This window comes from Bacillus sp. FJAT-25509 (assembly GCF_001420605.1).
Lineage (GTDB): Bacteria > Bacillota > Bacilli > Bacillales > Bacillaceae_G > Gottfriedia.
In genome coordinates, this window is record NZ_LJIZ01000003.1 from 457,417 (window position 1) to 479,907 (window position 22,491).

The following is a 22,491-nucleotide window of genomic DNA, read 5'->3' on the forward strand; positions in this document are numbered from 1 at the left end:
ACTCAGGTTTATCCCTGAGTTTTTCTCATTTATTTATCATAATACATTAAAATTTCTTTAAATTCATTTGAATATTTCAATAGTTTAATAGCATGCTTTATATCCAATAAAAATGGTACAGCAATTATATCATCACTTATTTCAAAATATTCATCAATCGGTAAAATTTTAAAACCTGCACTTCTAGCAAACATATATAGTCTTTTATTTATTGTACCAATATACCAATCAGCGTTAGTTTGATTGGCATGATCATAGCATGCTAGTAAAATTTGTTTAAAAAATCCTTTACCTCTATTTTCTCTTGTAATTAATAATTTACCAATTTCATAGATTTCTTCATTTTGAATATATTTAATGTATTTGTTTTCGGAAAAATCATAGTAATATTTATTTTTATCCTCATTTTCAATATTATATTTACTAAACTCGAGGGTACCAATTAACTTTTTATCCGAATTACAAATTCCATAACGAGTAACTTCATTACTTCTTACTAAGAAAGGTATTTCGTTTTCTTCACAAAAATCTCCCCAAAGCTCGTTAAATAAATTATTCTCTTCTTTTGTATGAATAACACGAAACACTCTCACTCACCCCTAAAATTCCTATATAAATATTCTTATCTTACGTCTATTAAACAACGTTTATACCAAATTTTAATATTGTCTCTTTAATTCTATTTAGTTATTTTGTTAAAAAAATATTTAATTGGCCTGTTTATATATGGCTCTATTGTATGGTAAAATTTAGCTTTTGGCAACGCTTACATAACTAATTATGTATAATTTGTGAAATCAAAATTATCTCATAATTAGTTTTGTAGTATAGATTAATAATAAAATGTAAATTTTTAACAAAAATATTATTTCGTATTTTATAATATAAACAATGTATGAAAATGTCAAAGAACATCTTCGAATTAAAGAAATATGCCCTATGCCGTCGAATGGTAAAGGGCACATAAAGATTGGTTGGTTGACTTTCTAAATACAGTATAAATTTGGGTTATTTAAGTTCTTCAAGTGTTCTGTTTATTATATCTACTAGCTCTCTTTCACCAATTAGTTCATAAAAATCCTCACCCTTTTTCCTAGGATAAAACTGAATATAAGTACCACAGCCCGCTTCAAGAACTTTACGATGAACATTACTACCTGGATATAAACAAATTACTTCATTGATCGGTTTTCGCACATATGTCATTTTTCCATTAACACGTTCAACATACTTTAGTCCCCAGTATTTATACATTTGTTCCATTGCCTTTGTATTCCCTACTGGTTGATAAATATTAAACATTGGACTATATTTAATTTCAAAAATGATCGAAGCAACGTATTCTTTATTTTTTTTTCGATAAAAATCTAATCTTATATCCGGTTTTTTAGATTCTTCACCACTAAAAAAATTTGTTCCTTTTAACAGTGATACTTGCGGACTTCCTTCAATAATTTCGTTATAAACTAAATTAATGATCCAACTTTTATTTTCCAGCGACACAAATGCCCCATCCATTAACTCATCGTCTTTTATATGCATTAAAATCTGTTCAGCTAATGGTTCAGAATCATTTTTAAATTTTAGCTTTAAGAAAATATCGCATAATGAGAAAAAGACAAAGTATTCATATAGTAAAAAAGTTGGCTTATAGACAGGTAAAAGCATTTGTTTTTTTCCGTATTCCTTTACCTTTTTATCAAACAAGCTTAAAGAATGAATAAAATTTAAAAATACTTTCGATGGACTAGTTGGATATTTTGAAGTATCAGTATCCGTCGCTATTCGAAAGATTCCGATTGTATATTCTCTAAAATAGACTTCATAAAGTTTTTCCAAAGAATTCGTAATGCGCTCTTTTTCTGAAACACTTTTAGATAATTTTTCTAATTCTAGCTCTTTTAACATTTTTGACTGTCTATATTTAGCTTTTTCTCGATCAGTAATTGAGCCATTCCCAACTACATTCTGCATCATTTTTTCTATATCCTTCACTTGAAAATCGATTTGATCCATTTTATTTTTGTCTTTAACTAATTCATATTTTACAAAAGTTAATAAAGTTTCAATTGTAAGTATAAATTTACGAACTTTATTTTTAGCATATTTTATTTCATCTATATAATTTTCTTCTTGAACGACCGGTTGCATTGTTAAATTTGTTGCATTTGAAATGGCTGGATGCAATAAGGTCCATCTAATTGTATTAAAATCTAATTTTTTCACCTGCCTTTTTAATTCATATTCCTTTTTTTGTTTCCGCTTTAATTTACTAATAAATTGCTGAATTGCAACTAGCAGTCTCTCTTCATTTGACTCGATAAATCGAATAATTGGCCAAAAATACATTGTTCCATTTTGAGTAAATGAAGCGGAAGATTTTTTAAAGTATTGTGAGTCATTCATTATTCCATTTATTTGTTGATGTAATGTTGAATGCATCCACTCTAATTGATCATAATCTAAATTTTTTGGTACTATTTTTATCATTCCATAAAAGTGTTGGTCTTGATAAATAATACAAAATTCATAATATCCGCATCTCCAAGGATATGCATTCTCGGTTTTACCATGTTCATATATTAATATTTTTCTTTTTTCAGATGTAAAAATAAACTGCTGATCATCCAGGTTTTCTTGTTGAAAATGATAAAGATTATTCCAAACGAACGTAATTTTACCGTCAAACTCACCATCGACTTGAAATAAAAATCTTTTTAATTCTTGTATTTCATAAGCAAATAAGTAAGCCTCTTTTGGGTTCATTGTCAGTGCATCAAGAGATATTTTTTCCTCTTTCCCCCTAGTTCCAACAAGAATTGCAATCGTAAATGGTAGATAAAGAGGCTCAAAAATTTCTGGACTATTATTAGTTGACATATCCATCAATCTCCAGTTGCTTTCTTTTCTTTTTCAATTCTTTAATCGAATACTCAAAATCAGAAATTGATCTACCTAAATTAGATTTCATGACCATATTTAGTAGCCCTTCCTGCTCGTTCCCTTCCCCAGTACCAATTAGTTCTTCTAAATTAGCAAATAATCCCCTAACTTTAGTTAATACGCGTTGCTTAACAAAAAGATCAATCGCTTCTTTGCGTTCGAATTGAATATGTGAAGGAAGAGTAGGTATGTTAGCTAAATAATTTGATAAATCTTTAATCATACGCGGAGAGATTATTCGCTCACTTAGTGAATGTTCAACTATTTTATTAAACTCATCAAAAAACTTTAATTCATCACTTGTAAGTTCAGATGCACTTAAAGTTTTCTTCGTCCAATTACTGAAGTTTTCTGCATTAATATAAATTTGTGGCACAGTTTCATAAATATTTTCGTTATTCATCTTTTCTGCATAATTTACGAATGACGTTGATCTAAGTGAGATGATATTTACACGATCTAATAATCTTAAAGAAAACTCACTTGATGTTTCATCAAAGTTAACTGTTCCAACAAAAATAATATTATTACCGATTCTTACTTTAGGCTTATAATATTGATTAATGACTACGTTATGATCATGGAATAAGGTTATGACCCTCTTATCCTGAGGCATTTCTAAAATTGATAAAAATTTACTAAACCAATGTTCAATTTGAGAAAGATTCATTTCATCAAATATCACCATATACATCCTGTGTGGAAATTGTTCAGCCTCTATCAGTAATTTTGTTAATCCAGTCTCAGAATCTATATAAATCCCAGTAGTCGGATTTAAATAACCTAATAAATCATAATGTTCTCGATAAGACGGGGAAATTGGAACAAATAATAACTCCTTTCCAAATTCAAGTCCTAAGGTTTCACCATATATACGTGCTAATTGTGATTTCCCAGTACCACTTACACCACCTAAAATTGTTAGAGCCTGAAATTTACAACATATATGAAAATTAATAATATCTTTTTTTTCGTATAACAAGCCTTGCTGCAAACAATTTTGGTAAAATCGTTCAATAAAAGCATTTTCAGTATCATTACTCCATTCAATTGGAAATGCTTGTTTCTCGGTAAATTCTTGCGTATAAATAAGTTCTTTACATTCTTTTTTAAAGTTTTTACTCAACTCTTCCCATTGTTTTTCGGGAATAAAATAAATTAAATGATTTAAATGAATAAATGACTTTTTAAGTTCATCTTCATCATAATCTTGAAATGTAACTTCATTTTGTTTTTCTAAGTAACTAATATCATTCATCATCGATTTTAAAAACAAATTGCCATATAGTCTATTTTCATAAAAGACAAATTCTGGTTGATCAAAATCATTAAAGTATTTTGGCAAATGAATTGGCAAAGAACCTTTTATTAGTCGGTTTTCGACCTCTTCACGCTTTCCCTCTCCCCTAAGTTCAATGACAGGCAGTAGATGATAGGAGGTGTCCCGTTTCCCATCAAAAAACTCTACTAGATCTGCTGTAACTACTTCATTTGCATATTCAAGACGAAACATGACTAATTTAGAATCAAAAATCTTTTTTAATCCTTCAATTATCTCATCTTTTTTCTTACTTTTAATTAGTGGTTTTATTTTACTTTCATTATTTTTATTTGCAGTTGTCCCTACAAACAAAACATCTTGAGTTGAAAAACTCGTTTTTAACTTTGATGGAATTGGAGATAAGCACTCTATATAAAAACGAATATGATCTTCGTCTTCATAATAAAGTAAGCTCTGCTTCTCTTGGTCCACTACTCTTTCTGTAACAATTTTTCCAAGGAATAAAAAGTTGTGAATTTTTTTTGCTAATTTCTGGGTCAATGCGCGTTTTAATTTCAAAGTCATTTCCCCCACTTTCCGACATTTCTCCTACATTTTACGTTCATAGTATAGAAATTATGAATAATACGGCCTTTTTACAAATAAAAACACCCAGTTAAACCTGAGTGTTTCAGTGTGTGGACAAAATCTAAAATTTTACGATTAAAATGTATCCCATTCAGATTACAGGATTTGTACTATAGCATTAATTGATAATATGCGATATCTAGCCATTTATTAAATTTCTGGCCTACTTTATAAAAATGACCTACCTTTTTATATCCTAATTTCTCATGTAATCTTTCACTCACTTCATTCCCACTAGTAATACAAGAAATAATAGTAAAGTGGCCTAATTTTTTAGCAGTTTCAATCATTTCAACCATTAATGCCTTCGCTAGCCCTTTACGACGATGATTAGGATGAATATATACAGATAGTTCAACTGTATGTTTATATGCATCTTTTTCCTTAAATTGAGTAAGTGAACAATACCCAGTTACTTGTCCATTATCTTTAGAAACAATTACCGGGTAAAGATCTGTATGGTTGGAAAACCATTTTTGCATTTCTTCTTCCGTTTTTATTTTCATATCAAATGTTGCTGTAGTATTTAGAATTGCATCATTATAAATTGTTACAATTTCTTGTACATCTTCTTTTGTTGCAAAAAGTATTTCCATTCTACTTCCTCTTCTCGCGTTTTATCTTTCCATTCATTGTACATTACAAAAATTGAATTTCAACATGCCTATTCATAAAAAATCCTTACATCAAAACATGCACAGTGTTTAGGCTCCTTACATATACTGCGTTAGTCGGAATGATAGGAGGTATGAAAATGAGTGAAAAAGAAAATAACAACACTCAAGATGAAAAGCAAAGTCATTCATCTATTGATCTTCAACATTATTTAAAAAAGGTGGATGATCTAATCGATCAGTCGCCAATTCGAGGTCTTTTTGATGAAATTGATAAATTCTTTCATAAACATGGAGTTTTTTCCTCAATCGGTGTAGAAATCATTGAAAACGGTGAGGAATTAATCATTCAGGCAAGTATGCCAGGTGTAAGTAAAGAACAAATTTATATGGACCTTGAAGGAACAATCTTAACAATTGGCTTAAAATCTGATACAACTACTGAAGTACAAAATGATCAATCAAATTACTCCTATAAAAAATATTCTTATAGCCAATCCCAAAGAGTTGTAAAATTACCTTACCCAATTAATGCAACAACTGCAACAGCAACATACGAAAACGGTATGCTTGTCATAAAAGGTACAAAATTACCTGAATACCAAAAACAAATCTTTTTAGACTAAAACACGATTTTGCATATTACCGACTACTTAAACGAATCCAATTAACTAAATTCAAATTAAACAAAAAAACTGAGTATCTTTTAGAAACTCAGTTTTTTATTAAATAGATAGATAATTTTTTTACTGAAACGCAGTTTTATTTCCCTGTTAATGTTTCCATATCAGATAAAATCTCATCAAATGGCACATTACTTACACCACTATAATCTTTAACGATTTTTCCGTTTTGATCAATTAAATAAAATTTAGTACCATGGATAACTTGTGAATTGTTTTCAGGTTTTTTAACAATCGTTTTAAAATTTTCAGATGCAAATTTTTCAATGTGTTTTTGAGAATATCCCGTTAAGAAATTCCAATTACTAAAATCAGCATTAAATTTATTTGCGAATGTAGTTAATAATTGTGGCGTATCAACTTCAGGATCAATACTAAATGAGATGAAGTCTACATTTAACTTCTTCTCTGCAGCCTTTTGTTGAAGTTTTGCCATATTTGCTGTCATTGGCGGACAAACTGTTTCACAACTTGTAAATATAAAATCTGTTAGCCAGACTTTTCCTTTTAAGTCTTTTGTCCCAAAAGTCTTACCGTCCTGGTTAGTGTATGTAAATTTTTCTAAATCCCAATTTAAAGGATTTTCAATTTTATTTCCACAGCCACTTAATAAAGCCAGGCATAAAATCATTATAAATGTCACAAATACCGTATTTCTCTTCATACTTATCCCCCTACGCTAGCATTGTACTTGTCCATTGTATCAAAAACAGATCGTTTCTTTCTAATAATTTAAACTAATTGACATATATATTTAAAATTTTTCAAATGATATTTTTACAAAGTAAAGTTAAACTAAACATATTGATAAAGAATCTTGAAAGGATGACTGATAATGGCAAATAAAAAATATGAAAATTTAGACACGAGTTATCGTAAAACTTTTAAAGATATTATCAAATGCGGAATAGAAAGAAGTAAGGCAAAAAAGGATTATAGTAGTGTAATTCAACAATGTAGTCATAAAAAAATCTCCTATTTAAAGGAAAATCGTAATGAGACAACAATTACTTGGATTGGACACTCTACTTTTTTAATACAAATAAATGGAGTCAATATTTTAACTGATCCTGTTTATGCTAATCAAATGGCTTTAAAAAAACGATTATCAAAACCAGGCATACTTATATCAGAATTACCTCCAATTGACATAATTTGTATTTCTCATGGTCACTATGATCATCTAGATTTTAATACATTGCGACACTTCCCTAAAAAAACACGATTTATTTTACCGATCGGCTTAAAACAAAAATTTGTTAGTAAAGGCTATAAAAATGTCCATGAAATGAATTGGTGGGAGTCAAAAGACCTTTTAGGGATCAATATTTCATTCGTACCTTCTCAACATTGGACGAAGAGAACATTATTTGACAGAAATAAATCACATTGGGGTGGATTTGTTTTCAAAACGTCCAAAGAATGTATCTATCACGTTGGTGATAGTGCTTATTTTTCAGGCTTCAAAGAAATCGGTAAAAGATTTCAAATTGATACAGCAATTATTCCAATCGGAGCATATGAACCTGAATGGTTTATGAAACACAACCATATGTCACCAGAAGAAGCTGTTCAAGCGTTTTTAGATCTAAACGCGAAGTTATTTATCCCAATGCATTACGGAACATTTAAACTTGCAGACGATACTCCTTTTGAGGCTCTAGAGCGATTATGTTCTGAATGGAAAAGGAAAAAAATAAAACCTGAAAAGCTTCAAATTTCTTTACTAGGTGAAACATTTCATCACTCTACCGTTAGAAATAAAAAAGAAGAAGCCATTTATTAAGCTTCTTCTTTTTCCAATGTTGAATATAAAATCTACTCAGCATAAAAAACGAACCCTATAGCACCTTTACCTGTATGTGTGCTAATTACTGGAGTTGTATAATCTGTTTTATCTAATTCAAGGTTCGTTAGTTGTTGAATTGAATTTCTAAGTGTCTCTGCAAGCTCAGTAGCATCTGCATGAGCAATCCCTACACCTTTTATGGCTTTTCCAAGTGTGTCTTGTTCAAAATATTTAGTTAAAGTTTTTACTACTTGTTGATGGCTACGCACTTTACCAACTGGAGAATAAACTCCCCCTTCAAGTGATGCGATCGGTTTAATATTTAGTAATGACCCAATGAAGGCTTTACCTTTTCCAATTCTTCCACCTTTAACTAAATTTTCAAGTGTATCTACCATTATATATAAATACGTACTATTTTTAATTTCTGTAAGACGGTTAACAATGTCTTCAACAGTGGATCCTTCATCAGCCATTTGTGCTGCCTCGATAACTTGAAAAGCCATTGCTCTTGTAATAAAAGCTGAATCGATTACTGTTACATCACCTTCAACCATCCCAGCAGCTGCACATGCAGTTGAATAAGTACCACTTAAACCACTAGATAAGTGAATTGAAATGACTTTACTGCCATCGGCTGTCAATTTTTCAAATGTTTCTACAAATTTTCCTACAGCTGGTTGAGATGTCTTTGGCAATTCAACTGATTGTTGCATTTCTTCAATAAATTGCTTTGGAGATATATTAACTCCATCTAAATATGTTCCACCATTTATTTGAATTGTTAAAGGAATGACTGTTATATTTAAATTTTCAATTTCTTCTTTTAATAAGTCGGCCGTTGAGTCAGTTACAATCTTAATGTTTGCCAATCAATTCACATCTTTCTTCTCTAAAATTCTACAAATTTTGCAAAGTAAATTCATTATATCATTTTTACTATGAGTTAACAGTAAATATTAAAGTTCCATTAAAATTTCAATATTTCTTTGAAAATCATATTGACAAGTAGGAGAGTTTTAGTTTAAAGGAAGGATAAGATGAAATTATTGAATACATATTGAGTAGTTGTAGAATTTTCCAAAATAAAAAACTCGGTACTTTTACCGAGTCTTTTACCGATTTATTTGCCGTTCTTTTCGTCTTTTTCTTCTAAAAGATCATTTGTTAAACCTTGTGTAGAACGCTTAAATTCTCTAAGTGTATCTCCAAATGCTCTTCCGATTTCAGGTAATTTTTTTGGTCCAAATATAATTAATGCTAAAATTAAAATTAAAATTAAACCTGGAAAGCCTATGTTAGCCATTATTTTCCCCCAACTTCCATCCACTATTAATAAGTAAGTACCAAACTTTCCTTATATAGTAATATTGTCAAAAATTTGTTCATTCGTCAAATAATTTCAAGGAATTTTAATAAAATTTAATAACTTATTCGTTAATAGTTTACATAATAACATTATTGTTTCCTAATTTTGTTTTTTATTTAAATTAATTTATCTATAAACTGTAAATACTCTTCTTTATTACTAGGTACCACTAAAGAACCACTTTGAATCTTATCCTTATATTCATTGACCTTTACTAAAATTGAATCCTCAACATTCTTATCCGCCAGTATTAATTTTATACCATCTTCATTTAAACCATAAATTAATGTTTTACCACCATGAAATTCATTTGATTTTGTTTGTTTAGCTAAATCATATACTGCCTGATCAATTTTTTTCACAAGTGAGATGAGCGTTACGTTTTCAGGTAAACCGTGTCTATACTCATTGCGGTCAGCTCCTATTACCCATACTTCTCTTTGATTTGATCTTCTAACCTTTTTTGCAGTTGTAAATACGCCTTTACTTGTTAAACCCGTTACTGGAAAAATAATATCTACATCTTTCATAAAAAAGTCGTTTGCTATTCTTGAACCTATTTTAGGGTCATTAAACGTATTTGAATACGCAGTTAGAACTTCAATTTCTTTATTTACTGATTTTACTCCAGAAATAAACCCATACTTATATCTGTTAATAATTTCATTGTCGTCCCCACCGATAAATCCAACTTTTTTGGTTTTTGTTTTCATTGCTGCTATTACACCTGCTAAAAAACTTCCGTCTTGTTCAGTAAAATTAATACTAATTACATTTGGTTGGTCAACCCTTGAATCAATCACACCAAATTTCGTACTCTTATTGTTTTCTGCAACCTTATTTAATACAGAAGATAAATTATTACCTATTCCAATTATTAAATCATAATTTGAATCAGCCATTTTAGTAATTTTCTTTTCAAAACTTTTTGTACTACTTGTTGTAATGTATTTATAATTCTGATCTTTTTTTAAATTTTCCTCTTTTGCAAATTTAGTAATACCTTTCATTGCACTTGAGTTTAAATAACTGTTATTTTTTCCATTTGAATTTGAGACGATTCCTATTTTGAACGTATTACTAGAATCTTGATTATTGCTGCTGCAAGCCGAAATAACGACTGCAATTATCGAAACTAAGATTAATGCAGTCTTTTTTATATACAAATCATTCACCTCATTCGAATACAATTATTTCTAGTATGAATTTTCGATTATTGTTTTATTCGTTGAAAAGAAGATGGATTAGGAAAATGAGGGTTTTGGGGATTTAAAATTTAAAAAGCAGGTAGTACTTTGTACTTCCTGCTTTCACGTTGCTGATAAACATTCTTATTATTTAATTCTCGAATTTTCGTAAAAGGAGTAGAGTGATGTTGATTTCCACTACAGCATGCTCGCTTTCAATGGGGCGAGACCTGAGCCTCCTCGTCACATTCGTTCCTGCGGGGTCTCAGCCTTCCCGCATTTTCCAAAGGAGTCTTGACCGTTTAAAATTTCTACAATCAGAAAAGCAGGGAATAAATAATAATTCCTGTTATTCTTAATCCTATCTCATTCAAATGTTCCTTTTACTAAAACCTCTTTATCTTGCATCATAATTTTTCCTTTTGAAATAACTGCTTCAATTTCTAGTGTGGATTTATTTAGGAAGACTAAATCTGCATCGAATCCATTTTTGATTTGGCCTTTTTGTAATTTTAATATATTGGCTGGGTTTTTAGTGATTACGCTAATTGCATCTTCAATCTTGATGCCTTCAATTAAAATTGCGTCTTTTACTTCGTTAAATAAACTGCTTACTCTTCCAACCTTCATGCCTCGGAGTATTCCGTTTTCATCAAAATCGGGTAGACTACCTTGTCCATCAGATGTAAACGTGATTTGATCAATGCTAACACCTGAATTGAGCATTCTTTTCAACCCTACACTACATTTCACTTCACCATTATTCAAAAAGTGTGGGATTGAGCTAGTTGTAAAGTCAACAAACCCTCCTTTTTTAGCAAAGTTAATTCCTGCTTCAAATAAATAGCTATTGCGGTTAATATGTGTTGGGTAAAATTGTGTAATTGGTAATTCGGTTTCTTCGACAATCTCCTCGATCATTGACAGCATTTTTTTACTATCTCCTATATGTACATTCACAACGCCGGACTTTCCTGAAAGTAAGCCCCCATTTCGAGCTTGTGCAGCTATTCTTGCAAATTCTTCCTTTGTCGGTTGAGATGATCGATGGTCCGAAATGGCTATTTCACCTACACCGATAATCTTATCAATTAGAATGATGTCTTCTTCAATTTTAGAAAATAACGTTTTGACAGGTGTTTGGTATGAGCCCGTATAGACAAATGAAGTTATTCCCTCTTCTTCCAATGCTCTACATTTTGCTAGTAGGCTAGTCATAGTTCTTGTTGTTCCATCTGTTCCTATGACTCCTACTACGGTGGTAATTCCTCCTTTAATACAATCAGACAACAATAATTCTGGAGTTCTTGTTTTAAAGCCACCTTCCCCTCCACCACCAATAAGATGAACATGTGCATCAATGAAGCCAGGCACAATATAGTAGGCAGATGCATCAAATATTTGTATAGGTACCGAAGTTGAAGTTGAGGTAATGTCTATTTCTTCATGAATATGCTCAATTTTTTCATTCGATATTAAAATATCGTTTTTACCTATCGACTTTGGTGTAAATATTTCACCATTTTTTATGAGTAACATATATACCTCCGATTAGATAATTTTGTTTAATTTCAGCTTACCATATCTTTCTCTGTTATGAATCGTTCCTTTTTAGTAACTGTTAAAATGATCTATCAAAATATACATACAGCTATAAAATATTGAAAACATTAAATCTCTAGATTTGTTCATAATACTCTCATAGTTAAAAATGATTCAATTAAAATAGGAGGCATTTTTATGAGTAGAGCAATGAAAGAAGAATTAGCAAATGCTATTACTCATGGGATTGGTGCAATACTGAGTATCCCAGCACTATATTATTTAATTAATAAGGCTATTAATAAAGGGACACCTTGGCATTTAATTTCCTTTACAGTCTTTGGTTTGTCTATGTTGCTACTTTATATTTGCTCAACATTACTTCATAGCGTCAGAGACCCAAAATTAATTAGACTATTTACAATTTTAGATCACTCTGCAATTTATTTATTAATCGCTGGAACTTATACTCCATTTTTACTCGTAACATTAAGAGGAAAGATTGGCTGGTCATTATTTACCATTATTTGGGGTTTGGCAGTTTCGGGAGTAGTCTTTAAATTTATCTATGTTAATCGATTTGAATTATTTTCAACCATTGTTTATTTAATTATGGGTTGGTTAATGATGTTCGCAATTAAACCTATTTATGTAGGCCTATCTGGAATAGGATTTTTCTACTTATTATTAGGCGGGCTATTTTATTCGATTGGTACAATTTTTTTTCTAGTCAAACGCTGGCCATATAGTCATGCAATATGGCATTTATTTGTATTATTAGGTAGTGCATCTATGTATTTTTGTATATTTAAATTTGTAGTTTAAAAAAAGCGCTTCATTTCAAATGAGCGCTTTTAGTTTTATTATTCAATAATCTCTTTAATATAGTTAGTTAATTCTTTGGCATCTGTCATTCCAATTTGTTCAGGATAAATTGGTGGAAATACTTTAAGTGTAACATTTGCTGGTTTAATTCGATTACCATTAGCTTCTAAAATATTATAGGTCCCTTCAATTCTTACAGGGATAACTGGAACCCCTGACTTCGTTGCTAAATGAAGGCTTCCTGATTTAAATTCCCCCATTTGACTACCCTTACTTCTAGTTCCTTCTGGAAAAACTACTAATGAATGGCCGTTTTTCAGTTTATCAACGCCTTCTTTTATAGCTTTAAGTGACTGTCTTCGATCACTTCTGTCCATAAATACACTATGCATTTGATCCATCCAGTCAGGTACAATCGGCAGTTTTTTTAGTTCGATTTTTGCAATGAATCCAATAGGTTTTTCTAAATATCCTAATAATAGTGGAATATCAAAATTACTTTGATGATTACTTACAAATAGGACACCTTGATCTCTAGGAATATTTTCGATTCCTTCAACCTTAACTTTACTACCAGTACAACCAATCATCATTTTCCCGAAATAATCTGGAAATTGGTGCATTAAACGGTCTTGCTCATGTACAGGTAATTCTTTTGGTATTTTTTTTACTGATGATAATTTTAGCTTTGCTTCAATTACACCAATGACAATGCGTGTTGCAGCAAATATTGTGCGAAACATATTAATCCTCCGATAATTGAGTATGTTAATTATTATACAAAATGCCCAACCACTTGAAAAGTATTATCCATCCTGATTATGTTATAAAACGAGAATCACAAAAAAAAGAATCGGCTTGTATTAGCCGATTCCTTAATATAGTGAATCTTTAGTTCGAAACTTTTGCACCACTGAATTCTGCAGCAAGAACTTTAGCTTTTTCAATTGCATTAGCTTTAATTTCTTGTGCTTTATCTGGCATTGCAGCCATACCTTCTACGAATAATGTAGTTACATCAGTAACACCTACAAAGTTTAAAATACTTGTTAAGTATGGGCTAGAGAAGTTAATTCCAGTTGCAGGACCTTCTGAATAAACGCCACCACTTGCTTGAATGTGTAAAGCTTTTTTATTCTCAAGTAAACCAACTGGACCATTTTCAGTATATTTAAATGTTTTGCCAGCAATTGAGATATTATCAATAAAGTTTTTTACTACTGATGGGAAACTAAAGTTCCAGAATGGTGTAACAAATACATACTCATCAGCTTGAGTGAAAATTTCTAAGTTACGATTCATAGCAGCTAAAGTAGCTTGTTGATCAGCACTTAATTCTTCAAAAGCAGTACCGTTTCCTAATTTGCCCCACGCATCAAATACATTTCCATCTAACATAGGAACATTTTCTTTAAATAAATCAAAATGAACAACTTCATTTTCAGGATTTGCTTTTTTGTATTCATTAATAAATGCTTCCCCTACAGATAGACCAAATGAATTTTCAATTGCATTTGGATTTGCAGTAATATAAAGTAATTTTTTCATCTTAAACATCTTCCTCTCAGTTTCGTTTATCTTTAATTCGAGATTTATTATTAAAAATTAAGGGATAAATAAATCCCTTAACCTCATAATAATATCTCTAATTCAAGATGTCAACACTTTTTTTCATAAACAAAATATCTAAATTTAATTTTTGATTTTTCATCGACTTGTACATCAGATACAGATTTAACATTCCATTCTTCCTTTGAAAAATTTGGAAAGAAAGTGTCACCTTCAAAGTTATGTTCAATTTCAGTAATATAAAGTGTGTCTAAATATGGGAAAGTTAAATTAAAAATTTCCGCTCCACCAATAATAAATAAATCTTTATTTTTATTTTCTTCAACATAACTTATAACATCATTAATGACTGTAACACCTTCTGCATGAAACTCCTTTTGTCTTGTCACAACGATATTTTCTCGGTTTGGAAGTGGTCTACCAATTGAATCAAAGGTTTTTCTTCCCATAATAATTGTATATCCAGTAGTTACTTTCTTAAAATAAGCAAGCTCCTGTGGAAGATGCCAAGGCATTTTATTATTTAAACCGATCACATTGTTTTCTGACATCGCAACTAATGCAGCAATCATACACTTACTACCCCTTTGATCGCAGGATGGCATTCATAATCTTCTAATGTAAAATCTTCATATTTAAATTCAAAAATGTTTTTAATTTCATTATTTAACTTCATTTTTGGTAATTTATGAGGCTCTCTTGAAAGTTGTAAATTAATTTGATCAAGATGATTTGTATAAATATGCGCATCTCCAAGCGTATGCACAAAATCACCTAATTCTAAATCACATACTTGAGCAATCATCATTGTTAATAGTGCATAAGATGCGATATTAAATGGAACTCCTAGGAAAATGTCAGCTGACAAAATCTTCAACCAAGTTCGTTACGCTTGGCCCGTTCTTTAAAAGAACTGCTGCATGTCACCATGCAGATGAGACTATATCACGACCTCATATAAGGTCCCTTGCATTTCGGGTGCCAATCACTTGCACCCTACTCCATATTTGGATAGTCGTTAGGCATTTATTATTCTTTGTAGTTGTAGTTATCAAATTTATTATTTTTGGACTTAATTCTATAAATTATTGTAGCTGGAACTACATTTAATTGCCTGGAAGCTTCAGTTATACTTTCATACTCAACGCCATCAATAATGACTATTCTAGAGTTAAGAGGTTTTTTTCCTTTCTTTTGTTCAGAAAGCTTTCTTTTTACTTCATCGGAATGCTTTCGGCCAAAAAACGGATTTTTTTCACCAGTTCTTAAAGTAGCAATCTCTGAAAGCCTTTTTCTTTGTTCAATTGACCTTTTAATTCCTATGTTTCGAGATTGACCTTTGTTAAGTTGTGATATTCTCTCTTTAACTTCTTTTGTATGAGTACGGCCATACATACCATTTTCTATTCCTTTTCTGCCATATTTCTCTTTTCTTTCCTTCTCGGTCATTTTAGCATAACGTTTCTTATTTGTAGTTGTTAATTTTTTATTATATTTTCCCGATTAGGATGACTGGAAATTAAATCACCGCCAGATACTTGATCACTTGTATTATATAGATTTACCTTTTCATTATCTAAGAAATTTTGTTCAATGGTAGCCGCTTCATCTTTTTCACACTCTTTATATATCTTAAATATAAAAGCTTCTTCTCCATATTTGTTCCAAGATCTTTGAAGATGTAAACAATGATGAATATTTCGCAATAATTCATATTTATGTCTCCAAAAACGTTTCTCAATTTCTATAGATTGTCCAATATAATATTTTCCGGTGATTTTATTAATAATTTTATAAACTCCAGATTTATATTTCATAAAACCACCTACAAAGAATAAATTTAGCACGGGATTGTCTTTATTTAAGAGTTTCCCCGTTTAGCAAGGTTTTCGATACAGATTACTCTGTAAAGGCGCTCAGAATTAACGCTGATAAAGCTGACAAGAAAGTTTTCCATCATTCACATAAAATTGGAAAAAACAATGACATGGTGCTAATGCCATCTTATCAAGTTCTCCAACATTCCACGCAGAAACAATCATTCTTCGAGAATCTGGATTTGTTTTTATTTGATTAATTACATCAGTAATTTGATCAATTGTTGAGCCGTCAGCGGCTTTCCATGATCTCCATTGTTCACCATATACAGGGCCCAAATTCCCATTTTCATCTGCCCACTCATTCCAAATACGAACACCATTTTCTTTTAAATATTGAATATTAGTGTCGCCTTTTAAAAACCATAATAATTCATGAATAATTGATTTTAAATGAACTTTCTTTGTTGTCACTAAAGGAAAGCCATCTTGAAGATTAAATCGCATTTGATAACCGAATGTACTAATTGTTCCTGTTCCAGTACGGTCTGTTTTTGTCATGCCATTGTCTAATACGTGTTTACATAAATCTAAGTATTGCTTCATATTAGCCTCCTAATTATGTATTGTTAATTCTTAATGATCTTCTGCATTAATTTCAATATAACCAAAATGAAATTCTGATGATTTGCGAATTAATTGATTAAATCCATATTTTTTAAATCTTTCACTTCTAAAATGATCTTTCAACACTACCCTTTTTTTGGCAACTCGCTTTGCTTCATTGATTACTTCATATGTTAGGTCATCATATGAAGCTAAATTTTTTAATGCTGCAATACCCGAAGAGGCTTCAATATTTTTTTCAAACATCGGATCAAAATAAACGATATCAAAAGATTGATCTGGAAGTGTCTTCAAATAAGTTTTATAATCTATATTTTTCACTTCAATTTTGTTGATGATATTCGACCAATCTATAACGTTCTGTTTATTTGTTTTTAGGCCATTCTTAGTAAGGTAAGCGATAATTTGGTTTTTCTCTAAGCCTAAAACTTTACCTTGGTCACCTACAACATAGCTTGCAACAATACTATCTGAAGCCATTCCAAGTGTACAATCTAGTATTGAATCACCTTTTGTTAGTAAACAAGCGTCACAAAAAGGATCATGTTCACCCTTCATCAATCGCCTAATTCTAAAAACTGAGGAATTCGGGTGAAAAAAATACGGAATTGATTCGTCATCCTCATACCATTCTAATCTATTTTTACCTAATATAAGTATAGGTTTTTTAAATTGACCATAGATTTCTTCAATGCTAAATTCCTTTCGGAGAATTAGCTGTCCATTTAAGTCTGAAGCAATTTTCTCAGCTTCCTTTTCTAAATAAACATCTGGTCTTAAACAAGTTGTAATAATCATATGTCTCCTTAATTAAGAAAAAAAGAGGAAAAATCCTCTTTTTACATTTGTGCAAATATCGATTGAATTCTTGCTTTAATGTCTTCAGGAGTTGAACCTTCGATTTGTTCACGAGGAATAAAGCCAACTACCTCTTTACCTTTAAATACTGCCATTGATGGTGAAGATGGTGGGAAGTCAGCTAAATATTCTCTTAACGTTGCAGTAGCTTCCTTATCTTGTCCAGCGAACACTGTCATAACATTAGCAGGTTTCTTTTCTGAATCAATAACAGCTTGGACTGCAGAAGGTCTAGCAAGTCCAGCAGCACAACCACAAACTGAATTGATTACAAAAAAAGCAGTATCATTTAATTCATTCATAAATGACTCGACTTCTTCCCCAGTAGTTAATTCTGTAAAACCATTTGAAGTTAATTCCTCTCTCATTGGTTTTACGATCCCTTTCATGTACTCATCATATGCATTCATTAGTTTGTTTCTCCTTTGTCATTTTCTATTTTATTACGCTCAGTCATTTGTTTCCAAACTGAACCTAGTGCTTCCTCACCATTCTCAATTCGATGTAAAGCAAGCTGAACTTGTAATTTCACTTCGAATTCTGGGTCTTCTAATGCGGCTTTTAACGCAGGTATTGCACTTTCATCACCTAGCTCAAAAAGAAACATTGCTGCACGCCATCTAACTAATTTACTAGGATCTTTTAATGCTTCAATCATAGCTGGCATTGCTTCTTCAAATCCTAAGTCTGATAGACAATCTCCAGCAATTCGTCTTACACCCACTGCCTTATCCTTTAAAGCCTCATATAAATAAGGTAACACTAATTCTGATTTTAACATACCTAAATAAGCTGTAGCTAATCTTCTTATTGAAACATGTTCATCTTTTAATGCAATCTCTAATAATGGTAAATTTTCAAGTGTAGGATCGATTTTTACAAATCTCGCATACCTTTTTTTCCAATCTTTTTCTTCAAAAATATCTGCAGTAAATGGTTCAAATTTAGGAACTTCTTTTTTCTCAACATTAGTAGAATCATTCGTCATCACTTCGTTCACGATATTCTTTATATCGTTTTCAGTGTGAGTAGCCGTTAATTCATCAATAATTTCTTTCTCAATTGTTGATAATTCACCATAACGAATTCCATAATCAATCCATTGTCTTTCAAATACAACATTTGAGGCAGATGTTGTTAGTTTCATAATTGCTTCTTTATAGAATGGAGGTAAGGCTGCTCTTTGTTCTTCACCATTTACAATTAATTTCAACTGCATTGGTATATTATGATACATTTGAACAAATACTTGTACCTCTCCAAAATGATTATCAATTATCGTTTCATTAGTAGCTTCATCATTTACTTCTTCACCGAATACATTTCTGACTTGAAGCAAAATGGTTTGCCAATTTGCATTTGACTTACGATCAATGGCGATAAAATCAGCCACATGATAGACACTTTTGATTCCTTCAATTCCTAATATTTCTTGAATTATTAATGGTGCCTTGTCAATATTATCAATAGAATAATGATTTCTACTTCCTGATGGCAATTCCTCATCTAATAACACTTTCATTGTATTAGGACTCGGTGTTGGTTCGATTGACTTAATTTTCATCTTAATCTCCTCTTCTTGTTATTTAGTCCATTCTATCAAAAAGAGGAAAAACTCACTATTGTAACGCCTTAACAAATTCTTCAAATTCATTTGTACTTGATTCGACAGCGTTGTGAGTTAACTCTTCAGATCGACGAGTAAAAAGGTGAAATTTCTCAACTATTATTTCCGTCACATAAATAGGTTTTTCAGATTCCTTTACATAACTTGAAGTTTTTATAACTCCCTCAATAGAAACTTCCATCCCTTTTTTTGCTTTTTTAGTAGCATATTCAGCAATGGGACCCCATAATTTTACTGATACATAATTCGTTCTCGTTTTTTTCAGATAATCTGAATAAACATTCGTAGCAATATTAATAAAAGTTGTTTTCCTACCATTCGGTGTAGTTTGTAAAATGGGCTCTTTCGTTAATCTTCCTACTAGTACAACATTGTTTATCATTATTACCATCTCCTTTATTTTTTTCTACAATACAAAATTATTGTAAGTTCGTAAAAAAAGGAAAATAGTATTTTCAATAAACATTTATTTTTAAAAATTCATTATGAGATAAAAAAACTTGAGTAGTAAAATGACATCATAATCCAAAACTCAAAATTAATAATCTACTTTAAACTTTCAACTAAATCACTTAAAACTGACCAACGCTCCATTTTCTGTTCTAACTCAGCTTCTTTTTCTTCAATATCTTTAGAAAGTTTATAAGCTTCATCAAAATTAGAGCCTACACCTTGTAATTTTTCATTTAGTTGCTCAATCTCATTCTCCAGCTTTTCGATGTCTGATTCAATGTTGTCCCATTCTTTTTGTTCTTGATAAGTTAATCGCTTTTTCTTTTGCTCTTTTTGATAAACTGGTTTTTCAATTGTCTCTTTTATAACTTCGACTTCACGTTTTTCGTTAGATTGTCGATCTAAATAATCCGTATAGCTTTCTAATGTAGATGAAATTTTCCCTTCACCTTCGAAAATTAATAATTTATTTGTAACTTTATCTAAGAAATAACGATCATGTGATACGGTAACTACTACTCCACTAAAATTCTCAATATAGTCTTCTAAAACCGTTAAAGTATCAATATCTAGATCATTTGTAGGCTCATCGAGTAATAATAAATTTGGAGCAGTCATTAAAAGTCTTAATAAATATAGTCTTCTTTTTTCCCCACCTGAAAGTTTTCCTAATTGTACACCGTGCGATGAAGTAGGAAATAAGAACGTTTCAAGCATTTGTGAAGCTGAAATTGTTTTTCCATCTGGAGTATGAATGACTTCTGCTTCTTCCTTAATATAATCAATCATTCTCATAGTTGGATTCACATTTTCTTGTATTTGAGTATAGTATGCTACCTTAACCGTTTGTCCAATTTCAATTTCACCAGAATCAACTTGTTCTTCTCCAACTAGCATTTTCAATAAAGTTGTCTTCCCCGCACCATTTTCACCAATTATTCCAATTCGATCAGTTTGAAGTAAAAGTAAGTTAAAATTATCTAATATCTTTTTCTCGTTAAAAGACTTATTAACATTTATAAACTCAACAACTTTTTTACCTAAACGAGTTTGTTGGAAGTTCATCTCTAATTCCACTTTTTCTTGATTGTTTAGTTTACCCGAAAGGTCATCAAATCGTTGAATACGAGCTTTTTGCTTAGTCGTTCTAGCTTTTGCTCCTCTACGCATCCAAGCTAATTCTCTTCTAAATAAATTGTTTCTTTTTTCATTAGTAGCTGCCTCTTGCTCTTCTCGAGCAGCTCTTTGTTCAATATAATACTGATAATTACCTTCATATCGATAAATATTACTATTTGATAGCTCTAATAATGCTGTTGTAACTTCATCTAAAAAATAACGATCATGGGTTACAAATAATACTGCGTTTTGCAGTCTTTTTATGTATTCTTGTAAAAATACGATACATTCATAGTCCAAATGGTTCGTAGGCTCATCTAAAATTAATAAATCACTTGGATGTATTAATGCTTTTGCTAAGGCTACTCTTTTCTTCTGACCACCTGAAAGTAATGAAACGTCTAAATTTAAATTTGATAAACCTAATTTCGATAAAATTGTCTTAGCATTTGCTTCTAAATCCCAACCATTTAATGAATCCATTTCAGCTTGTAATTTTAGTAATTCATTTTGTAATCCTTGATTAGATGGATCTTCTCCAAGTGCTTGTAAAGTTTTTTCATATGATTTTACTAAAACCATTACTTTATCTTCACTCTCAAATACTGCTTCAAGAATTGTTTGGTTTTTATCAAAGTCTTCATGTTGAGGCAAATAACTTATTACATAATCCTTTGGAGTAGTAATTTTTCCATCATCAGCTGACTCGACACCAGCAATAATTTTTAATAAACTCGATTTACCAGTTCCATTTATACCTAATAATCCAATTTTCTGTCCTTCGCTTACGGTAAATGAAATTTTATCGAATAAAGTTTTTTCCCCATAAGTTTTAATTAAATTCTCTACACTTAAAATCTTCATATTTTAAAATTCCACTCTTTCATAAATTCATCGATGAATTTTTCTACAAATTGATGTCTTTCCTCTGCCAATTCTAATGCTGAATTTGTGTTCATTAAGTCTTTTAGTTTTAATATTTTTTCATAGAAGTGATGTAACGAAGAACTTTTGTCACTTCTATATTCTTCGATCGTCATGTTTTCTCTTATTTTAAACTCTGGGTTAAACATACTACGACCTTTTTTACCTCCGTATGCAAACGTTCTAGCAACACCGATCGCTCCAATTGCATCTAAGCGATCAGCATCTTGTACAATTTTACCTTCTAAAGAGGTTGGAATAACCCCATTTCCTCCTTTATAGGAGATATTTTCAATTATGTACATGATTGCGTTTACTTCTTCAATACTATTTAATAATTCATTTAGAACTGATTCTAATTGAGTTTTCTGAGCTTCAAGATCATCATGTAATTTATCATCTATTACATCGTGTACTAAAGCAGCACATTCTACGATGAATTGATTTGCATTTTCTTTTTGAGCAATATGTACAGCTAAATTTCTAACCCGGTCAATATGATGCCAGTCATGTCCAGAGCTATCACCTTGATGAAGATTTCGAACATAATTTTCTATTTGTAAAATGATTTCCTGTTGATTCATACTCGTACCTCCATAAATCGACTAGTGATATTATATCATTTTTCTATCAACG

At 30.8% G+C, this 22,491-nt stretch carries 23 protein-coding genes and 2 pseudogenes; 3 read left to right on the plus strand and 22 right to left on the minus strand.

All coding sequences use genetic code 11. The annotated features are described in order from the left end of the window. Positions 1–29: 29 nt before the first annotated feature. From AN960_RS02560 to AN960_RS02575, 4 genes are all read right to left on the minus strand, one after another. Complete coding sequence (locus AN960_RS02560) at positions 30–587, minus strand: hypothetical protein (RefSeq protein ID WP_056466345.1); 558 nt, start codon at positions 585–587, stop codon at positions 30–32. A gap of 421 nt (positions 588–1,008) precedes the next feature. Next, positions 1,009–2,880 (minus strand): hypothetical protein, encoded by a 1,872-nt coding sequence (locus tag AN960_RS02565; RefSeq protein ID WP_056466348.1) that lies wholly within the window; start codon positions 2,878–2,880, stop codon positions 1,009–1,011. Further along, on the minus strand, positions 2,870–4,783 hold the full coding sequence (locus tag AN960_RS02570) for a DUF8727 domain-containing protein (RefSeq protein ID WP_156339598.1): 1,914 nt from the start codon (positions 4,781–4,783) through the stop codon (positions 2,870–2,872). Before AN960_RS02570 ends, AN960_RS02565 begins: the two co-directional genes overlap by 11 nt. A gap of 179 nt (positions 4,784–4,962) precedes the next feature. After that, on the minus strand, positions 4,963–5,448 hold the full coding sequence (locus tag AN960_RS02575; protein WP_056466356.1) for a GNAT family N-acetyltransferase: 486 nt from the start codon (positions 5,446–5,448) through the stop codon (positions 4,963–4,965). Positions 5,449–5,606: 158 nt separating this feature from the next. Here AN960_RS02575 and AN960_RS02580 point away from each other — a divergent pair, with 158 nt between their 5' ends. Then, a complete protein-coding gene (locus AN960_RS02580; protein WP_056466359.1) occupies positions 5,607–6,092 on the plus strand; it encodes an Hsp20/alpha crystallin family protein in 486 nt (161 codons plus the stop codon). Positions 6,093–6,228: 136 nt separating this feature from the next. Here the strand turns inward: AN960_RS02580 and AN960_RS02585 are convergent, their stop codons facing one another. Further along, positions 6,229–6,813, minus strand: coding sequence for an SCO family protein (locus AN960_RS02585; protein ID WP_056466362.1), 585 nt, complete (start codon positions 6,811–6,813; stop codon positions 6,229–6,231). Between the two features lie 171 nt (positions 6,814–6,984). On the opposite strand from AN960_RS02585, the gene AN960_RS02590 reads away from it, so the two are divergent. Next, on the plus strand, positions 6,985–7,935 hold the full coding sequence (locus tag AN960_RS02590) for an MBL fold metallo-hydrolase (protein WP_056466365.1): 951 nt from the start codon (positions 6,985–6,987) through the stop codon (positions 7,933–7,935). A 32-nt stretch (positions 7,936–7,967) separates the two neighbouring features. On the opposite strand, the gene AN960_RS02595 is transcribed toward AN960_RS02590, so the two are convergent. The 4 genes from AN960_RS02595 to iadA all read right to left on the minus strand — a co-directional run bounded on the left by AN960_RS02595 (position 7,968) and on the right by iadA (position 12,033). After that, on the minus strand, positions 7,968–8,810 hold the full coding sequence (locus AN960_RS02595) for a DegV family protein (protein ID WP_056466368.1): 843 nt from the start codon (positions 8,808–8,810) through the stop codon (positions 7,968–7,970). A 251-nt stretch (positions 8,811–9,061) separates the two neighbouring features. Next, the gene (locus AN960_RS02600) at positions 9,062–9,247 is read right to left on the minus strand and encodes a twin-arginine translocase TatA/TatE family subunit (protein ID WP_056467043.1); all 186 of its coding nucleotides are present in this window, start codon (positions 9,245–9,247) and stop codon (positions 9,062–9,064) included. Between the two features lie 176 nt (positions 9,248–9,423). After that, complete coding sequence (locus tag AN960_RS02605) at positions 9,424–10,473, minus strand: BMP family lipoprotein (protein ID WP_056466372.1); 1,050 nt, start codon at positions 10,471–10,473, stop codon at positions 9,424–9,426. 387 nt (positions 10,474–10,860) lie between these two features. After that, positions 10,861–12,033, minus strand: a complete 1,173-nt coding sequence (gene iadA, locus AN960_RS02610) for a beta-aspartyl-peptidase (protein WP_056466375.1) — start codon at positions 12,031–12,033, stop codon at positions 10,861–10,863. A gap of 201 nt (positions 12,034–12,234) precedes the next feature. Here iadA and trhA point away from each other — a divergent pair, with 201 nt between their 5' ends. Next, positions 12,235–12,861 carry a PAQR family membrane homeostasis protein TrhA gene (gene trhA, locus AN960_RS02615; protein ID WP_056466379.1) on the plus strand — a complete coding sequence of 209 codons (627 nt, stop codon included), beginning with the start codon at positions 12,235–12,237 and terminating at the stop codon, positions 12,859–12,861. A gap of 38 nt (positions 12,862–12,899) precedes the next feature. Here the strand turns inward: trhA and AN960_RS02620 are convergent, their stop codons facing one another. The 13 genes and pseudogenes from AN960_RS02620 to AN960_RS02680 form a co-directional block, all read right to left on the minus strand. Beyond that, complete coding sequence (locus tag AN960_RS02620; protein WP_056466382.1) at positions 12,900–13,604, minus strand: lysophospholipid acyltransferase family protein; 705 nt, start codon at positions 13,602–13,604, stop codon at positions 12,900–12,902. A 148-nt stretch (positions 13,605–13,752) separates the two neighbouring features. Beyond that, entirely contained in the window at positions 13,753–14,409 is a 657-nt protein-coding gene (locus tag AN960_RS02625; RefSeq protein ID WP_056466385.1) for an FMN-dependent NADH-azoreductase, read from the minus strand. Between the two features lie 110 nt (positions 14,410–14,519). Beyond that, on the minus strand, positions 14,520–15,002 hold the full coding sequence (locus tag AN960_RS02630) for a dihydrofolate reductase (protein WP_056466389.1): 483 nt from the start codon (positions 15,000–15,002) through the stop codon (positions 14,520–14,522). Beyond that, a pseudogene (thyA, locus tag AN960_RS02635) lies at positions 14,999–15,295 on the minus strand (thymidylate synthase); the annotation flags it as partial. The gene AN960_RS02630 and the pseudogene thyA (AN960_RS02635), both read right to left, overlap by 4 nt. Before the next feature lie 164 nt (positions 15,296–15,459). After that, positions 15,460–15,879: an NUMOD3 domain-containing DNA-binding protein gene (locus AN960_RS02640; protein WP_056466392.1), complete on the minus strand. Its 420-nt coding sequence runs from the start codon at positions 15,877–15,879 to the stop codon at positions 15,460–15,462. Positions 15,880–15,908: 29 nt separating this feature from the next. Further along, a complete protein-coding gene (locus AN960_RS02645; protein ID WP_056466394.1) occupies positions 15,909–16,247 on the minus strand; it encodes a GIY-YIG nuclease family protein in 339 nt (112 codons plus the stop codon). Positions 16,248–16,355: 108 nt separating this feature from the next. Then, a pseudogene (thyA, locus tag AN960_RS02650) lies at positions 16,356–16,853 on the minus strand (thymidylate synthase); the annotation flags it as partial. A gap of 30 nt (positions 16,854–16,883) precedes the next feature. Next, positions 16,884–17,672 carry a class I SAM-dependent methyltransferase gene (locus tag AN960_RS02655; RefSeq protein ID WP_056466398.1) on the minus strand — a complete coding sequence of 263 codons (789 nt, stop codon included), beginning with the start codon at positions 17,670–17,672 and terminating at the stop codon, positions 16,884–16,886. Between the two features lie 41 nt (positions 17,673–17,713). Further along, positions 17,714–18,142 carry a BrxA/BrxB family bacilliredoxin gene (locus tag AN960_RS02660; RefSeq protein WP_056466401.1) on the minus strand — a complete coding sequence of 143 codons (429 nt, stop codon included), beginning with the start codon at positions 18,140–18,142 and terminating at the stop codon, positions 17,714–17,716. Beyond that, positions 18,142–19,296 carry a conserved virulence factor C family protein gene (locus AN960_RS02665; RefSeq protein ID WP_056466406.1) on the minus strand — a complete coding sequence of 385 codons (1,155 nt, stop codon included), beginning with the start codon at positions 19,294–19,296 and terminating at the stop codon, positions 18,142–18,144. Before AN960_RS02665 ends, AN960_RS02660 begins: the two co-directional genes overlap by 1 nt. A gap of 55 nt (positions 19,297–19,351) precedes the next feature. Further along, the gene (locus tag AN960_RS02670) at positions 19,352–19,741 is read right to left on the minus strand and encodes a single-stranded DNA-binding protein (RefSeq protein WP_056466408.1); all 390 of its coding nucleotides are present in this window, start codon (positions 19,739–19,741) and stop codon (positions 19,352–19,354) included. 164 nt (positions 19,742–19,905) lie between these two features. Further along, on the minus strand, positions 19,906–21,795 hold the full coding sequence (locus AN960_RS02675; RefSeq protein ID WP_056466411.1) for an ABC-F family ATP-binding cassette domain-containing protein: 1,890 nt from the start codon (positions 21,793–21,795) through the stop codon (positions 19,906–19,908). After that, positions 21,792–22,439 (minus strand): HD domain-containing protein, encoded by a 648-nt coding sequence (locus tag AN960_RS02680; protein ID WP_056466414.1) that lies wholly within the window; start codon positions 22,437–22,439, stop codon positions 21,792–21,794. The genes AN960_RS02675 and AN960_RS02680 overlap by 4 nt, the downstream gene beginning before the upstream one ends. Positions 22,440–22,491: the final 52 nt, after the last annotated feature.

What these genes read in the sequence shown, in the direction of transcription:
- AN960_RS02565 (WP_056466348.1), bottom strand. Translation starts at nt 2,880, where the DNA reads ATGTCAACTAATAATAGTCCAGAAATTTTTGAGCCTCTTTATCTACCA.
- AN960_RS02575 (WP_056466356.1), bottom strand. Translation starts at nt 5,448, where the DNA reads ATGGAAATACTTTTTGCAACAAAAGAAGATGTACAAGAAATTGTAACA.
- AN960_RS02580 (WP_056466359.1), top strand. Translation starts at nt 5,607, where the DNA reads ATGAGTGAAAAAGAAAATAACAACACTCAAGATGAAAAGCAAAGTCAT.
- AN960_RS02585 (WP_056466362.1), bottom strand. Translation starts at nt 6,813, where the DNA reads ATGAAGAGAAATACGGTATTTGTGACATTTATAATGATTTTATGCCTG.
- AN960_RS02590 (WP_056466365.1), top strand. Translation starts at nt 6,985, where the DNA reads ATGGCAAATAAAAAATATGAAAATTTAGACACGAGTTATCGTAAAACT.
- iadA (WP_056466375.1), bottom strand. Translation starts at nt 12,033, where the DNA reads ATGTTACTCATAAAAAATGGTGAAATATTTACACCAAAGTCGATAGGT.
- trhA (WP_056466379.1), top strand. Translation starts at nt 12,235, where the DNA reads ATGAGTAGAGCAATGAAAGAAGAATTAGCAAATGCTATTACTCATGGG.
- AN960_RS02620 (WP_056466382.1), bottom strand. Translation starts at nt 13,604, where the DNA reads ATGTTTCGCACAATATTTGCTGCAACACGCATTGTCATTGGTGTAATT.
- AN960_RS02625 (WP_056466385.1), bottom strand. Translation starts at nt 14,409, where the DNA reads ATGAAAAAATTACTTTATATTACTGCAAATCCAAATGCAATTGAAAAT.
- AN960_RS02630 (WP_056466389.1), bottom strand. Translation starts at nt 15,002, where the DNA reads ATGATTGCTGCATTAGTTGCGATGTCAGAAAACAATGTGATCGGTTTA.
- AN960_RS02640 (WP_056466392.1), bottom strand. Translation starts at nt 15,879, where the DNA reads ATGACCGAGAAGGAAAGAAAAGAGAAATATGGCAGAAAAGGAATAGAA.
- AN960_RS02645 (WP_056466394.1), bottom strand. Translation starts at nt 16,247, where the DNA reads ATGAAATATAAATCTGGAGTTTATAAAATTATTAATAAAATCACCGGA.
- AN960_RS02655 (WP_056466398.1), bottom strand. Translation starts at nt 17,672, where the DNA reads ATGATTATTACAACTTGTTTAAGACCAGATGTTTATTTAGAAAAGGAA.
- AN960_RS02660 (WP_056466401.1), bottom strand. Translation starts at nt 18,142, where the DNA reads ATGAATGCATATGATGAGTACATGAAAGGGATCGTAAAACCAATGAGA.
- AN960_RS02665 (WP_056466406.1), bottom strand. Translation starts at nt 19,296, where the DNA reads ATGAAAATTAAGTCAATCGAACCAACACCGAGTCCTAATACAATGAAA.
- AN960_RS02670 (WP_056466408.1), bottom strand. Translation starts at nt 19,741, where the DNA reads ATGATAAACAATGTTGTACTAGTAGGAAGATTAACGAAAGAGCCCATT.
- AN960_RS02675 (WP_056466411.1), bottom strand. Translation starts at nt 21,795, where the DNA reads ATGAAGATTTTAAGTGTAGAGAATTTAATTAAAACTTATGGGGAAAAA.
- AN960_RS02680 (WP_056466414.1), bottom strand. Translation starts at nt 22,439, where the DNA reads ATGAATCAACAGGAAATCATTTTACAAATAGAAAATTATGTTCGAAAT.